The following is a 15,823-nucleotide window of genomic DNA, read 5'->3' on the forward strand; positions in this document are numbered from 1 at the left end:
TGCCTATAACCATCAAAACTTTATTTGAATATCCGTTGCTAAGCTATTAGCGATAAAGCAGTTTACATGGGCTTTTTCGTGAATTTTCTCAAGTGTTTCCTGAGTGACTTCCACACCTTCAGCAAAAACGACCTTAGGATTTAAGATCATTTTAGTGACGGCAAGTTTACCAGCTTCATTTTTTCCTAGTTCCGCAGATGCTTCATCGACATAGGACACGACGGGGAGGCGTTTGAGGTGCGCAATGGCGAGGAAGGTCAGCATATGGCAGGAAGACAGCGCCGCGAGTAGGCTTTCCTCTGGATTGACAAAATGTGCATTGCCCTTGTATTCAGGGGCTGAGGATGCCTGAATCGTTTGACCGCTGCCAAAGGTAATACTGTGATCACGGCAAAATTCGCCTTCTTCTGCTGGCGAGGTTTGCCAATTCACTGTTAAGTTAAAGCCCATGTTTTTCTCCTTATTGCAGGACATCAGGGCACTATAGCTTAGCTAAAAAGACTTCTCCAGCATGGGGCGCACAGTTTAGTGCGCCATCTGTGAAACGGTTTAGATCCCACCACTTAACAGTAAGCTGCCAGTCAATACACTGCCAGTAACTATCCCTATGGGAAGGTGGCGTGGGCTATAGCTTAGGGTCAAAATCACTAACATGGCGGCTAGTGAGATGATCCCCATAAACAGAATACTGCCATAGGTCCAGCCTTGTCCGTGGGCGCAGGTGCTTAAGCTAATGATTAATAACAGCCAAGCAAACAGGGTTAACAGGCGGCTCTGCCATTGTGACGGTGGGCGTTTAAACACATCTTTAAAGTGGCCAAACTTAGCTAACGCAAACAGCGCAAGGGAGAGATAACTAAGCCCGAGAATGCCGAGCATAGGGATAAATTCTGGCATCATGACTTTGCTTCCTCCAAGGGCGATGAGGTAAGTTCGGTTGCATAAGTGGTCTCAACGGGTTTTCGCATAGGTTTTTTATCTGAAATAGTATTTTTTCGATTCGGTTTTTGCAGTGTTTTTGCCACCACTGAGAGTTTGGTGCTGGCAAATAGCATTACTACACCGATTAAAACCGCTAACACATCAAAACCAACCAAAGCCCACTGTTGAGACTGGATATTATCAATAAAGTGGCTTGGCGATGTGAGTGCATTGAGTATGGGCAGCGCACAATAGAGTGTGCCAATCAGCACCAGAGCTATTTGCCAATCGCGTCTGTTGCGCCCGAAAAATGCCCACACGCCCATAGCACCTAAAGCAATAAAGAAGCTATGTACTTCCCAAGCAGAACGCGTTGCAAAATCGGCGGGTAATATGCGATTGGCATAGAAAAACGCAGCTGCACCCAAGGGCAAGCCTAAGATAAACATGAAGTTTAATCCCTCAACTAAGCGCAGGCCACTGCTCGGTTTCTCGCCTTTATCGATTGCCTTTTGCTGTTTCTGGCGCAAACGAATTGCCCACATTAAGGTGCCAGTCGCTACCATGGCGCAGCCGAGTAAGCCGCAAAAGAAGAACAAAATACGCAGCAACGGCGCAGCAAAACGCGCGGTGTGCAGTGACATCATAGTGTCGTAGGTTGCCACCGTTCCTGATACTTCGTGTGGACTGGCGTATTTGAGTTCACCTGTCACGCCGTTAAACACGAGGAGTGTTGATTCATCGGTGACATCTTTGCCAGTATTTTGATAGAAGGTCACTTGGCTATTTTTATCTTGAGGATAGGAAACAATCACCTGCTTGATTGGCGCATTGCCCCATTCAGCCTTAACTTGGGGTAACAGTTGGCTTAAACGTACTTGCTCGGCATAAATGCCTGAGGCCTTCTCCGTTTGTCTTGCCGGATTGAGTTCTTTTAAAAAGGCTTGATTATCCTCAGGATAAGCTGTGCTTACCGTCCATGGGATATAGATCAGCATCAAGGTAATAAGGCCGGTATAGGTGATCATTAGATGATAAGGCAGCGCAATAACAGAACTGACATTATGGGCATCGAGCCAAGAGCGTGCGCCCTTGTTTTGACGAAAACTAAATAAATCCTTAAAGATACGCTTATGGATAACGATACCGCTGATAAGGGCAATCAGCATAAACATGGTGCAGACGCCCACAATGTAGCGCGCTGTAATGGCGGGCATATAGTGCAGGTCGAAATGTAAACGATAGAAGAAGTCACCCCCACGACTATCGCGGACGTCAGTGATGACGCCACTCCCATCAGCAAGTGCCGTATGTTGCTCGATTTTGCCACGACGTTGCCCTTTTTCAGGCGGCAGTTGCCAAGCAAAGCTAAGCATAGGGCTACGCTGGGTCGGAAAGTTTATTAACCAGCGTTGTGTTTCCGCTGGCGAATGACTCTCGATATAGTGTTGGCCCTTATCAAGCTGGCTTATCAATTGATTTGCTTGATAGTCTTGAAATGTACCGCGGTGAAGTTCTGGCTCAGCCCATAGGCTGATTTCATGGCGGAAATAACTCAGGCTGCCTGCAAAAAAGATCAGCAATAATACCCAGCAAACGAGTAAACCCGCCCAAGTGTGTAGCCAAGATAAGGTTCTAAAAAAGGTTTCTTTCATCTTACTGTCCACACACCTTAAGCAGAGTAAAACACAGGAGGCTAAATAACATCAGATCCCGCCACGCATGCCAGGTTTTACGTACGCAAAAGGCATAAATAATGGCGATAGCATAAAACAAGAATGCCAGCATATTGGCCGTTAATGTGCTCTCAAATCGAGACATTGGCAGTATTTGAGTCAGTAAACAGGCCAGCGTTGCCGCTGCAATATAGCCAGCCAATAACGCAGCACTCGCGCGAACAAATACCTGCAAACCAAATTGAGTTTGCTCTTGTTTTAGCCACCGAATGGCGGCTTGAAAATAACCCGATACAGGACGTACAGCTATCGCTGAGAGGGAGGAATTTGATGTTGGGATATGTGACATAAGTGCTACTTATTTCAGTCAATATTAAACGGTTAATCCAAATGCCAATTCAGCCATAGCTGAATACAGCGGGCATTCTAATGAGCTATCAGGCTATTGTTTTGATGATTATAACGCAGTTGATTTAAATGATAAACAATATCATTTGCATTTATTGAGGCGGTGCACAAAATATCCTTAACGCATTTTGAGTGCTAGCTCGCGTTATGCGTAACCCTGTGCAATATGTCACAAATGTTTGGTTTTATTGATGAGATTGATCTTACTTGTTTAGCATTTGGTTAAATTTTCTGCTTTCAGTGTGAACTTAATCAAAGTAGGTGTTCTGTCATTTTGGCAAAATCCCCTGCAACTTTCACTTGGAGTCATTTTGATATCCCTATGCAAACACATTCAAAAAAAGGTGAAAAACACCTATCTGAAAACGCAATCCTACTCTCTACGACCGATTTGAAAGGAAATATTAAGTACGTTAATCAAACCTTTTCGCAGATAAGTGAATATAGCGTTACTGAGTTGCAAGGGAGTCCTCACAATATCGTTCGTCACGAGGATATGCCTGCCGCTGCGTTTAAAATGCTTTGGGATAGAATTAAAAGCGGCAAACCTTGGATGGGCATAGTCAAAAACAAGACCAAAACTGGCGGTTACTATTGGGTCAATGCCTATGTTGCACCTGTATATGAAGATGGCAAAATTCATGAATATCAATCAGTACGTCGCCAGGCGACACCTGAGCAAATCAGAGCAGCTGAAGATGTTTATCAAGGCATTAATCAAGGTAAACAACCTAAAGCATTAAAAAAAGATAGATTAGGATTTCGGGGGAAAATTCTATCCTCCATGTTTTTAGCTATTGCGGCGACGGCGTTTTTGGCATGTTACTCCCCTTTATTAGCCGCACTTGTGGGGGCTTTAGTTGCTTGGGTATTGTGGTACAAGCTTATGCAACCATTACAAGCATTAGTTAGCGTTGCTACTCATATTATTGATGATCCCGTCGCGATGGGGATTTATACCGGTAGACAGGATGAAATCGGGAAAATTGATCTGGCTCTGCGGTTTTTAATTACTGAAATCGGTGGGGTTGTTGGCCGGATGGCGGATTCTGCAAGTGAAATACAAGAGCAGAGCGTCAATCTCAAACAAACCATCACTAATACCTGGGAGCATGCCGATAGTCAGAGCGTGCAAACCACTCAGGCGGCAACGGCTATGGAACAAATGAGTGCCAGTTTTGCTGAGGTAACAGATAATATCCATCGCACGGCATCTGAAATGGTCTCCAGCCATGAGGCTGCACAGCGCGGCCATTCACGGCTTGAAACTGTTATCGAAGCTATCCATCAACTGAGTGTACAGGTGAGCCATTTTTCAGATGTCGTCCAAACCATAGAGCAGGATAGCCAAGCGATTTATCAAGTGTTAGAAGTTATTCGCTCTATTGCCGACCAAACTAATCTACTGGCGCTTAATGCGGCAATTGAAGCGGCACGGGCTGGGGAGACTGGCCGGGGATTTGCTGTCGTTGCCGATGAGGTGCGGCAATTGTCTAGCCGAACCAGTCAGTCAACTTCACAAATTGAGCAAATTGTGAGTCGCTTTAAAGACAGCACGCAAAAAGCGACATCGACGATGACGGCCGGACAGGAGCAGGTTAAGCGCTCAGTCTCTTTAGCACAGGATGCCAGTGTGGCTTTTGGTGAGTTGTTATCCTCTATCGCTCGGATCAACTCTTTAAGTGATGACAATGCCGCAGCAATGACTCAACAGACATCTGTAGCGGCGGAAATTAGTCGTGCTATCCATGTGATCAGCGATTTGGCACAGCAGAGTTTAGAGCAGACTCAAGATGCGGCGGCAAGGGGCGAGCAGGTTTCGCGCTTATCGACAAAAACTCATCACCTATCGCAGCAATTCTGGCAACAAAGCGTGCAGCGTAAGTATTAGCACTTGGCATTCAACTGGTTGATTTATTTTTTTTGTCGGTTATAAATCAACCAGTTAATTTATTTTTTTTGTCGGTTATAAATCAACCAGTTAATTTATTTTAACGTTCCCGTATTGTGCTATTTCTTTGATGAGCCTCACATTTAGCTGCTGCTAATACCTGTTTCATTCGAAATATTTGTCTAGGGGGCTTGTGTTTTATTTGCCATGCCCCAAGCTCTAATAGTGAAGCGAAAAAAAAGTAAAGACACTAAAAGGGACAACCTATGAAAATTAATCTTTCTGGTCACCATGTCGATGTTACTGATTCTGTCAAAGAACACGTTAACGAAAAGTTTTCAAAAATCGCCACTCATTTCCCCACTCTCATTGGGCTCGATATCATTATTGCTAAGGAGCATGGCGAGTTTCAGGTTGAAATTCGAACAAATTACGAAGGCAGTCGCATCTCCGCCTCAGGTACGGATGAAATCATGTACCCCGCGATTGCTGCAGCAGCTAAAAAATTGGATGCTGCACTAAAACACCGTAAAGGTCAGTTAAAGGCCGATTTACATGAAAAGCCGACCTGCACAACGCCACCTATTGCCCATGAAATTATCCAAGAGATGGATTTACGCTAGTTTTTCGCGGCAGTGATTGCATTGAAAAGGGCCTTTAAGGCCCTTTTTCGTTGGTGGGCCCGTTCTAAATTAAGCCGATTTGTAAGCCTTTTAGTACTGCTTGAGTACGGTCTCGGCAATTGAGTTTAGCCAAAATGGTTGAAACGTGGTTTTTCACGGTTCCTTCGGCCAAAAATACTGCATCGGCGATTTCTTTATTGGAAAACCCTCCCGCCATATAGCGTAAAATCTCTTGCTCGCGAGCTGATAACAACGCTTGAGTTGCAATGTTGAGAGGTGCAGGAGATAGAGATGCATGAGATAGGTGCTGCATCTGTTCAAGTACTGAAGGTTCTATTAGATACTCACCTTTGGCAACCGTTTCAATGGCATGCAGTAACTTATCCAGAGACACATCCTTTAATAAGAAGCCATTTGCGCCGGCATGTAAGCTATTTAAAAACAATTCGCTGTCATCAAAGGTGGTTAACATTATTACTGGTAAGGGATTTTGTGCGGCGCGAAGCTGTTTTAGCAAACTAATACCATCGAGCACTGGCATGCGAATATCGCTTAATAGTAAATCTACGGCTTCAGTTTCCAGCAGCCTAAGTGCTTCTTGACCATTCTCGGCCTGCCAAGTCACCTTGATATGCTGAGAAATGGCAATCAGGCTCGCGATCCCCTGACGAACTAACTGTTGGTCTTCCACTAATCCCACCTTGATAGAGTGAGGTGCAGATGGGTTATCAGTTGTGATTGCCGATTGAAGTTTTTCCATAAGTAGCGACTTATTCCTTGTAACCCGTTTTGTTGGGATGTCTTTTACATTGTTGTATTTTGTGGCAGCCGGATAATAAGGCTACAACCTTGAGCATCTTCATTGGGCTGCAAACACACCTTTCCATTAAAGGCTGATAACCTTTCCTGCATGCTATTGAGCCCGATACCTGTTGAAGCGGTTTGGTTGATACCTTGACCATTATCGTTAAGTTGAATGATAAGTTCGGTTTGTTGCTGTTGCATCGACAGCGTGAACTGATTGGCCTTGCCATGGCGCACCCCATTACTGATCCCTTCCTGCAATACCAGTAATAAGGCTTGAGCCAGTTCAGTCGACTGTAGCGGCACTAATGATTTATACCGCAAGCTAACATTAGGTAAACGGCTTGCTATTGCATCAAGCGGAGGCTTTAAGTCGAGGCCAATATTAACCCGCTGCGCACGAACCACGGCGCGGATACTCTCTAATAATTCCTTGGCAAGTGATTTACTCTGATTGACTGTGGATTTGAGATCCGTAGGTGCTTGATGACTTAATAGCTCAAGTTGCAATGATAACGCAGTGAGTTGGTGGCCGAGAATATCGTGCAAATCCCGTGAGATCCTCAACCTTTCTTGCTGCTCGCTGGTTTGACTCAGCAAGGCTCTCGTGGCGATAAGTTGTTGATTAAGATGTTCCTGTATCCGGCGAGACTCGCGCTCGGACAATCTCGCTTGACTACTGCTGTATGCAAATAGCTGGAATCCCATATAAATAAGAACATTAAAGATAATACTGTTTGAGGTGTGTGAGTGCAGAATGAAGTAATAGCTAAGATTGGCTAACAGGATTTGTCCTATCGCAGCATTGCGGCTAAAGAACTCGGGTAACAGTGACGCCCACAGTACGAGCAAGATGGGTAACAAGGAATGTTCACTTAACAGCATTAAGCCGAGGGTACAGCAAACAAGTACTATGGTTAAAAACCTATTTATCTTGAGACTTTTACGAGAATGTTCGAAGATTGTCAGCAATAAAAACAATAATATAAACAATGCATAAAGTGCTATATGGCAACTTTTGTTGAGCGTGGGTAGCTTGGCTTGAATATCTTGATTAAATCCCAGCCAAGCGACAAGTGCCCAAGTGAGGGTACCCGCACCAATTAGCATCGTTTCTGCTTTGGTTAATCGATTTCCTTGCACCTATTTGCTTCCTTCAATCACAATTTATCATCCATTCTAAGGCAAGTATTCCATAAGAGACTATGTCTATCACGCAGGCAAAGTCTTAATCCGCTAAGTTATTTGAATTATTTATTTAATTCAGTTTGTAAAGTTTTATCTGATATGTGGTTTATTAACCACGCCTAATAACGCCAGCTATATAGTGATGTCATATATTTATTTTAAATCAATTTCTTAGTGAAATGGCTCCATGTGAGCAGCGTTTTTGATAAAACCAAGCTACGTTGTTTTTATTAAGCGGGAGTGGCGGTGTCGTTAGCCTATGAGGTAATGAGTTAGTGAAAGTAGGAATGTAACCTTGGCATTGCGATACCAATTGCCGGATGCGGTAACGCTTTGTTGCTCGCAGGTGTTAGTGGTCGGTGGGTATTGTATGGATATGGCGCCGCTTTCGGCAGTGGCAACTATTTTCCCTAATGATTATGGCTCATCGCGATGATGAGTCCCTCCATGAAGCGCGCTACGAGATCTCGCGCGTTTGGCCAAGTGTGCTGCGATTGAATTTCATGCATGATCGCAAATAAAAACGCAGCTCATTGGCTGCGTTTTTGTTAAGTAAGATTTTAATTAATCTTGAATTTCTGCATTGTGATAAACGTTTTGCACGTCGTCACAATCTTCTAAAGCGGCGATAAATTTATCGAATACTGCCACATCTTCACCGGACACTGGGGTCATGGTTTGAGGCACAAAAGTGATGTTCTCGACTTCAAAGTTGATGTTAGGCATTGCATCTGTCAGTGCCGTTTTAACTTTGAAAAACTCGGTGTGTGGTGCGATAACACTGATCATGCCATCTTCCACTTCAACGTCATTCACATCGACATCAGCCATCATCAGAATTTCAAGAATGGCATCTTCATCTTCACCAGGAAAAACGAATACGGCAGACTGGTCAAACATATGGCCTACTGTACCGGGTGTACCAAGTTTGGCATCGTTTTTTACGAAGGCTTGACGTACTTCAGTAAAAGTACGTTTTACGTTATCGGTTAAGCAGTCAACGATGACCATACAGTTACCTGGGCCGAAACCTTCATAACGGGCAGTATCATAATCTTCACCGCCACCACCTTTGGCTTTATCAATAGCACGTTCAATAACGTGTGCTGGTACTTGATCTTTCTTCGCGCGTTCGATTAAACGACGGAGTGATAAGTTGCCGTCCGGCTCGACACCACCTTGTTTGGCGACTACGTAAATTTCTTTACCGTAGCGTGAGTAAAGGCGGGTTTTCTGGCCAGCTGTTTTCGCCATGGATTCTTTACGGTTTTGATATGCTCTGCCCATCTTGATCTCGTTAGCTCAAAAAAATTGCGCCGATAGTAGCAGTTTTCTTGCCGTATGTGCAGTCACTCGAGTTGGAATTCTTGTCAATAAAGCGATAAGCACCACATTTTGTCAGCTAAAAATGGCCAGAGGATTTTAGGAAGGATTTATTGGGTAATTTGGCGAAATCTATACTAATGTCTAATGCCATAAGCGCGTTAGAGCGCTGAAGATAGACTATGGGTTTTAGGATGAATAGTTCAATTTAGTCAGAAGGATAGACTCACTACGCAGTGTTTGAATTTGTCTATTCTGCTTACTGCGGCCAATCAAATAGCAATGGATAGCAAGTGAATACTCACTTCTCTCACTTTGCATGTGCGTTTTCTTGGTGAGATACAAATATGGAATTACAACATAAAATCGTCATTGCACTGAGTTTAGTCTTAGTTGTGTTTGGCAGCCTTTTACTTAATGCCATCTCCTTATCCGGTTTGACACATGCCTTGGTTTTAGGCGGGATAGTTTGTGTGTGGGTATTATGGATTGTTAAGCGTTTTTTGAGTATCAAGGCGCCAAATCCTGATGAAAATGCTCTTAGGCTCAATCGGTTAAGCTCTCCTGAGCATGATATCAGCGTCCAAACCAGTAAGATTGCAATTGGTGCAGCTGAGGTCTCACATTTTATTGATTTATTGAATAAATCGATTGAGTCCAATGGTGAACATGCGAGTGCTATCGCGGTGGCTGCGGCGCAATTGAGTAACACAACTGCTTTGCTTGGTGATAATGCCAGCAGCATTTTAGTCCAAACCCAAGAGGCTGAGCGCTTGAGTGTGCAAGGCAGAACTCAAGCACAAAAGGGCGTATCTGCTATCGAATCATTAAATGCTGATATCAACACTGCCGCTCAGCAAGTGCAGGCCTTAAAGTCAAAAGCTGAACAAATTCAAAAAATCACCGAGGTCATTAATTCGGTTGCGGAACAAACAAACTTACTGGCATTAAATGCTGCTATTGAAGCGGCAAGAGCTGGAGAGCAAGGGCGAGGATTTGCTGTGGTAGCTGATGAGGTTCGAAGCCTTGCCGGAAAAACGGCTGGAGCGACCCAAGATATCGGTAAGATGCTGCTCGAAATTCGTGCTGAAACAGACAAAAGTTCAGCGTTAATGGAACGAGTGGTTTTGCAAACTGCTGATGTTGTCGGTGCGATGGGGGAGTTGGATGGTCACTTTACTGATATCTCAACCTCTGTAACTCGTTCTGCGCATGCCCTTGGAGATATGGAGGACTCCCTTAAGCAATACAATCATACCACCAATGAGATTAGCAACTCGGTAGCGCAGATCCGTGACTCGCTGACTGCAACAGGAAGACAAAGCATGACGGTTTCTGAGCAGGCGTTTACCCTGTCATTAACGACAGAGGGTATATTTAAAGCACTGTCTCATTGGGATACTCAAACCTTTGATCAACAAGTGCTATTAGTCGCTAATGAAGCGGCAAAAGCTTGCGGAGAGAAACTTGCGCAAGGATTAGCTAATGGTAGTTTTACGGAAGCAGAGTTGTTTAGTCCCAAATATCAGCCAATTGCCAATACTCAGCCGCAGAAATATACCACAGCATTTGACCGTTTCACCGATCAACATTTCCCCGCGATTCAAGAACCGATTTTAGCTAAGCATAGTGAGATCATTTATGCTGGAGCCGTTGATAAAAAAGGTTATTTCCCAACCCATAATAAACGCTTTAGCCAAGCATTAACGGGCAAAGTTGAGGTTGATATGGTGCATAATCGCACTAAACGCTTATTTAATGACCCAACGGGCAGCCGTTGTGGGACACATACGGATCCTGTTTTACTGCAAACCTATAAGCGAGATACCGGGGAGATTATGCATGACTTGTCAGTACCCATTTATGTTAATGGTAAACACTGGGGCGGTTTTCGAGTAGGGTTTAAAGCGAAGTAACAGTAGTTTAATATAGAATTAACGCTTTTATTTTGTAGATAAATATTCATCTGCCCTTGTTACTTAAGTGTGATCGATTGCGCGGATTTGATTAACAAAATAGAAATAGATTGGCATCTATTTGCCGAAGTGCTTAAATGATGTGATATTCATGGCGCGATGATGTCTTTATCTTTTGTACAAAGTTATATCGCTTTGAGTTTTTAATTTGTTGATTTTAAATGGTAAAACAAGTTTTGAGTTTTGTTTTCATAAGAGATGAATGGAGACTCTTGCCACTTTGATCGATAGCAGTAGATTCTGCTTAATGTGAGTTAAAAGTTATGCAAGCAACACAAGCGACTGTTACAGTTTTGTATTATGATGCGCCCGTTGGGTTAATTATGCACAATTCGGTGTTACAAGGTTTACCTGTTAGCGAGTCAGGTCGTGTGATGATTCCTGCAAGTTTTCGCAAAGGAAAATCCATTATTGCCGTATTAGAAGGTGAATGTAAGATTTTGAACTCACTCGGTGAGCGTGTTTTTGCACAGGCAAATATAGGTTAAGAAAAAATATACTGGCAAAACATCATATTGAAAGGACGATAAGTTGATTTATCGTCCTTTTGCTTTATGTGTTCGGTTAAATAAGCGTCAGGTTCGGCTGTTATCTGCAAACATCATCAAACAGTTTATTGGCTAATTGCTGCAATATCTCCGCCTGCGGATGGGTGTGGGCGAAGGTTCGTAAGCCATAGATTCCCATCATTAAATATTGTGCTCTCTGCTCGCTATTGAGCTGCCCTTGTAACATTCCTTGAGAAGCTGCAAGTTCAAATTGTACGGTGAGTGCGTTTTGCCATAGGTGGAGATTCTGACTGATAATATGTTGAATCTCATCGTCTTGCTCGGCGATTTCATTTAACGCTTTTGTCAGTAAACAGGCTTGCTGGCTATCGCAGCTGATACATTCGACGACGACATTATCTAAGTAAGTTTTTAAATTTTTAAGCACTGGCTGGTTGTTGGAGAAGATAAGCTTGAATTGCTCGTTTCTATCCTGTTGATATTGCTCGATAGCGGCAATGAGTAATCCACGTTTATTACTAAAAGCACAGTAAATGGATCCAGGGTGTAATCCGGTGGCTTGGGTGAGATCTTGCATGCTGGTCTTGGTATATCCCTTACGCATAAAGGCCGCCATTGCTCCCCTGAGTACTTGCGCCCTATCAAACTCTGCGTTTCGCATTACATTCTTACCTCTTACCGATACTTGCCGGAGATTCTAACTAATTTTGAACAAACATTCAAAAATGTTCTTGAATGATCATTCAAATAGTAATATCTTGAACGTACATTCAAGAATGGGGTTTAACCAATGACGATTGAAAATGCAGTGAACTCTGTAGGTAATCTATTCGACACCTATAAGCTTAATGACACTATAACCTTAAAAAACCGTATTTTGATGGCGCCATTAACGCGCTGCATGGCTGATGCCGACTTGGTTCCTACCGATGATATGGTGGCTTACTATGCACGCCGTGCTGAAGCCGGATTGATTATCTCCGAGGCCACGATTATTCGCCCTGATGCCCAAGGCTATCCAAACACTCCCGGTATTTTTACCCAAGGGCAAATTGCAGGCTGGCGCAAAGTGACTGATGCTGTGCATGCCAATGGCGGTAAGATTTTTGTGCAATTATGGCATACAGGCCGTGTTGCTCATCCACATTTCTTCGGTGGTGGTGATGTGCTGGCTCCTTCTGCCCAGAAAATTGAAGGCAGTGTGCCAAGAATGCGTGAATTGACCTATGTAACGCCAAAAGCTGCAACGGTTGAAGATATTCAGGGGCTGGTGCGTGATTATGCAAAAGCGGCTGAGAATGCGATTGAAGCCGGCTTTGATGGCGTTGAGATCCACGGTGCTAATGGTTACTTGATTGATGAATTCTTACACCATGATAGTAATCGTCGTACCGATGAATATGGTGGCACACCAGCCAATATGTCACGGTTTGCCTTAGAAGTGGTCGATGCAATTGCCACACGTATCGGTAAAGACAGAACGGGTTTACGTATTTCCCCTGGCGCCTATTTCAATATGGCAAGCGATAGCCGTGACCGTGCGGTTTTTGATTATTTACTTCCTGAGTTAGAAAAACGCGATCTGGCCTTTGTGCATATCGGTATTTTCGATGACAGTATGGAGTTTGATTACTTAGGCGGCTCTGCATCAAGTTATGTTCGTGCACACTATGGCAAAACGCTAGTGGGTGTGGGCAGCTATAGTGCACAGACGGCGAGCAAGGCCATTGCTGAGGATAAATTTGACTTAATTGCAATTGGTCGCCCCTTTATTGCTAACCCCGATTATGTTGCTAAAGTGCGTAAAGGCGAGGAGCTGGTGGCTTATAGTGACGAGATGTTAGCAACCTTGATTTAAGGTTTAGATTGCAACGCTGGTAAAAAAAGGGTTAGCTAAGCTAACCCTTTTTGCTTTTTGTATCTGTTGTTCAATCGAGACTATGAATTCGTTTTGCTGAGTGCTCTCAAAGCATTAAGTTTGTGTTGGGCAATGCCGAACACGCAATCCGATGCATAGTGCTCAGTGTGTTTACTCTCATCGGTTTGCACTATCGCAGCGGCTTTACCTAATAGTAAAGTCATCGCTTGAGTAACATGGTTAATCGCCCAAATATGGAATTCACCACGCTCAACCGCTTCCACAATATCTTGGCGTAGCATTAAGTTTGCAATATTCGACTCGGGAATAATCACTCCTTGACTCGAGGTTCTACCCTTGATTTGACACACATCGAAAAAGCCTTCAATTTTCTCATTAACCCCGCCGATAGGTTGGGCTTCGCCAAACTGATTCATTGAGCCAGTAATGGCAATATCTTGTCTTAAGGGTAACTCACTGATGGCGGAGATAATAGCGCAGCATTCGGCCATTGACGCACTATCACCATCGACACCGCTGTAGGATTGCTCGAAGGTGAGGTAAGTAGTGAGAGGAATTTGCGCGGTTTTACCTAACACAGAGGCTAAATAGGCGGTAAGGATTAAAACGCCCTTAGAATGTATTCGCCCACCCAGTTTGACCCTATGTTCGATGTCCAGCACTTCTCCTTTACCATACGCGGTCGTGGCGGTGATGCGATTAGGCAGACCAAATTGATGATCTGAAGTAGAAACAACAGATAACGCATTGATTTGACCAACGACTTTATCGTGAGTATTAATTAGTGTGGTGCCATTAACGAAGCTTTCCATGATGTTGTCATGCAGGCGGGAGACGCGTTTCTCTTGATTTTTAAGTGCCTGTTCAACATGTTGCTTTTCTATTTGTGCACTTGCTACGGCTTTTGCGCAAAAGTTAGATTCCCGTAATAGGTTGGCAATATTGGCAGAGTGCAGTGAGAGCTTCTGTTGATCCTGTGCCTCACGTGAGCTGTATTCAATGATGCGTGCAATGGCGCTACGGTCGCAGTGCAGCATGTTGTTATCGTGGACAATACTGGAAATAAATCGGGCATAATGGGCTTCGGAGTCGTCGGTTCTATCCATGACATCTTCAAAGTCGGCAGTTACCCTAAATAGTTCACTGAAATCAGGATCATAATGCTGTAATAGTTGGTAGGTTTCATGGTCACCGAACAGGATAATTTTAACATCTAACGGGATCGGTTCCGGTGCTAATGAAATGGTGCCTGACAATGAGACTTCCCGCTCTAATGAACTCAGATCCAACTTGCGTGAACGCAATGCTCGCTTTAACCCATCCCAAACATAGGGGCGTTCAAGCACTTTGATCGCGTCCATTAACAGCACGCCACCGTTTGCTTTATGTAAGCTTCCAGGCCGAATCAATGAGAAGTCGGTAAACACTGTGCCTCTGAAGGTGGCGTTTTCAACATAACCAAACAGGCTGTGGTAGCTTGGGCTTTCTTCGACCACGATGGGGAATTTCTGTTCGCCTTGGCATACAAGTACATTGACCTGGTAGCGGCGGGGCATTTTCTTTTCAAGTGAAGCGTAGGCAAGGGCGAGTTGTTCTTCACTTTCTTCAAGGAAAATATCTAAATTACTTAGGATATCTGCCTGCATTCCGGTTAAAAATGCTCTGACATCTGGTTGATGTTTGTACTTATCCTTCAATGGCTTAAAAAAGTGGATCAACACATCCTTGGCAACTTGTTCATCATGTTCCTGCTGAGTATCACTAAATTCTTCTTCCCATTCAGTGTTTTGGCGAATAATGCTCCTTAGTTTTACTTCTAGCCCATTGATATTACTTTCAAATTGACTACGCTCGGCTTCCGTGAGGGCGCTGAAGCTGGCTTCATCATGGGGTTCATCACCATTGAGGGCGATCATTTGATAATCTCCCTGCATGGTTAAGCTCAGACTAATATTTTTTTGTTTGGCCTCTTCGCTGAGCTCTGTGAGTGCGGCTTCTTGCTTTTGTATCAGTTGGCTTTTAAGTTTTTCAGCTCTGGCATAATACATTTCATTATCAAAGGCTAAGGGTAATGCTCTTACCAGTTTGAGCATGAGTTTCTCGATGGATTTCTTAAACTCTTGCCCCGTGCCAGCGGTGAGTTTTAGCACTTTAGGGCTGCGGGTATCGTCAAAGTTGACCACATAGCACCAGTCAAATAACGCGGGTTTTATGGGATCGTGGCGATTGAGATAGCGCAGCATCATGGTTCGTTTACCGAGACCATTTTGGCCGATCGCATAGATGTTATAGCCCTTTTCTTTTATCCCCATGGCAAATTCTACCGCCTGTTGGGCACGTTCTTGGCCAACAATATCATCGAGTGGCGTGAGTTGGGCTGTAGATTGGCACTCAGTATTAAGCTGTTTAAGTTCTGACTTTCGGTAAAGTTGCTGGCTCGTTAACGGGATGGCGGGTGTGGCTGTAGGCACGGTAGGCATAAAAATCCTTGTTTTTCTTTCTGATTATTTCCATTGTAGACAATAGGATAATGTTATTGTCAATGAAAAGACGGTAATTTCTACTTAAACAATCCTTATGCGAGGGGGCTATACCTTGGGATTCTGCCCTGTTTGTAGGCGTGAA

At 44.0% G+C, this 15,823-nt stretch carries 14 protein-coding genes; 5 read left to right on the plus strand and 9 right to left on the minus strand.

Annotated features, from left to right (window positions below; genetic code table 11):
• Positions 1–12 precede the first annotated feature (12 nt).
• From MMG82_RS07135 to MMG82_RS07150, 4 genes are all read right to left on the minus strand, one after another.
• Complete coding sequence (locus MMG82_RS07135) at positions 13–450, minus strand: OsmC family protein (protein ID WP_037428778.1); 438 nt, start codon at positions 448–450, stop codon at positions 13–15.
• Positions 451–549: 99 nt separating this feature from the next.
• Positions 550–900 carry a DUF3325 domain-containing protein gene (locus MMG82_RS07140; RefSeq protein ID WP_037428781.1) on the minus strand — a complete coding sequence of 117 codons (351 nt, stop codon included), beginning with the start codon at positions 898–900 and terminating at the stop codon, positions 550–552.
• Positions 897–2,576: a PepSY-associated TM helix domain-containing protein gene (locus MMG82_RS07145; protein ID WP_241406671.1), complete on the minus strand. Its 1,680-nt coding sequence runs from the start codon at positions 2,574–2,576 to the stop codon at positions 897–899. Before MMG82_RS07145 ends, MMG82_RS07140 begins: the two co-directional genes overlap by 4 nt.
• A 1-nt stretch (position 2,577) precedes the next feature.
• On the minus strand, positions 2,578–2,946 hold the full coding sequence (locus tag MMG82_RS07150; RefSeq protein WP_047534827.1) for a DUF3649 domain-containing protein: 369 nt from the start codon (positions 2,944–2,946) through the stop codon (positions 2,578–2,580).
• Between the two features lie 381 nt (positions 2,947–3,327).
• Here MMG82_RS07150 and MMG82_RS07155 point away from each other — a divergent pair, with 381 nt between their 5' ends.
• Positions 3,328–4,896 carry a PAS domain-containing methyl-accepting chemotaxis protein gene (locus MMG82_RS07155; RefSeq protein ID WP_037420899.1) on the plus strand — a complete coding sequence of 523 codons (1,569 nt, stop codon included), beginning with the start codon at positions 3,328–3,330 and terminating at the stop codon, positions 4,894–4,896.
• Between the two features lie 266 nt (positions 4,897–5,162).
• The gene (gene raiA / locus MMG82_RS07160; protein ID WP_023266557.1) at positions 5,163–5,519 is read left to right on the plus strand and encodes a ribosome-associated translation inhibitor RaiA; all 357 of its coding nucleotides are present in this window, start codon (positions 5,163–5,165) and stop codon (positions 5,517–5,519) included.
• Positions 5,520–5,583: 64 nt separating this feature from the next.
• Here raiA and MMG82_RS07165 read toward each other — a convergent pair whose 3' ends face one another.
• The 3 genes from MMG82_RS07165 to MMG82_RS07175 form a co-directional block, all read right to left on the minus strand.
• Entirely contained in the window at positions 5,584–6,279 is a 696-nt protein-coding gene (locus MMG82_RS07165; RefSeq protein ID WP_050991362.1) for a response regulator transcription factor, read from the minus strand.
• Between the two features lie 44 nt (positions 6,280–6,323).
• Entirely contained in the window at positions 6,324–7,466 is a 1,143-nt protein-coding gene (locus MMG82_RS07170) for a histidine kinase (protein ID WP_156143153.1), read from the minus strand.
• A gap of 609 nt (positions 7,467–8,075) precedes the next feature.
• Complete coding sequence (locus tag MMG82_RS07175; RefSeq protein WP_037420892.1) at positions 8,076–8,798, minus strand: YebC/PmpR family DNA-binding transcriptional regulator; 723 nt, start codon at positions 8,796–8,798, stop codon at positions 8,076–8,078.
• 383 nt (positions 8,799–9,181) lie between these two features.
• Between MMG82_RS07175 and MMG82_RS07180 the strand changes: the two genes are divergently transcribed.
• Entirely contained in the window at positions 9,182–10,750 is a 1,569-nt protein-coding gene (locus tag MMG82_RS07180) for a methyl-accepting chemotaxis protein (RefSeq protein ID WP_047534835.1), read from the plus strand.
• 323 nt (positions 10,751–11,073) lie between these two features.
• Positions 11,074–11,298: a TIGR02922 family protein gene (locus tag MMG82_RS07185; RefSeq protein ID WP_037420886.1), complete on the plus strand. Its 225-nt coding sequence runs from the start codon at positions 11,074–11,076 to the stop codon at positions 11,296–11,298.
• Positions 11,299–11,398: 100 nt separating this feature from the next.
• Here MMG82_RS07185 and MMG82_RS07190 read toward each other — a convergent pair whose 3' ends face one another.
• Positions 11,399–11,980 (minus strand): TetR/AcrR family transcriptional regulator, encoded by a 582-nt coding sequence (locus tag MMG82_RS07190; RefSeq protein WP_047534838.1) that lies wholly within the window; start codon positions 11,978–11,980, stop codon positions 11,399–11,401.
• A gap of 129 nt (positions 11,981–12,109) precedes the next feature.
• On the opposite strand from MMG82_RS07190, the gene MMG82_RS07195 reads away from it, so the two are divergent.
• Positions 12,110–13,177, plus strand: coding sequence for an alkene reductase (locus tag MMG82_RS07195; RefSeq protein ID WP_047534840.1), 1,068 nt, complete (start codon positions 12,110–12,112; stop codon positions 13,175–13,177).
• Positions 13,178–13,257: 80 nt separating this feature from the next.
• On the opposite strand, the gene MMG82_RS07200 is transcribed toward MMG82_RS07195, so the two are convergent.
• Positions 13,258–15,678 (minus strand): ATP-binding protein, encoded by a 2,421-nt coding sequence (locus MMG82_RS07200; protein WP_047534842.1) that lies wholly within the window; start codon positions 15,676–15,678, stop codon positions 13,258–13,260.
• Positions 15,679–15,823: the final 145 nt, after the last annotated feature.

It is taken from the genome of Shewanella sp. MM_2022_3 (genome assembly GCF_022557375.1).
GTDB lineage: Bacteria > Pseudomonadota > Gammaproteobacteria > Enterobacterales > Shewanellaceae > Shewanella > Shewanella xiamenensis.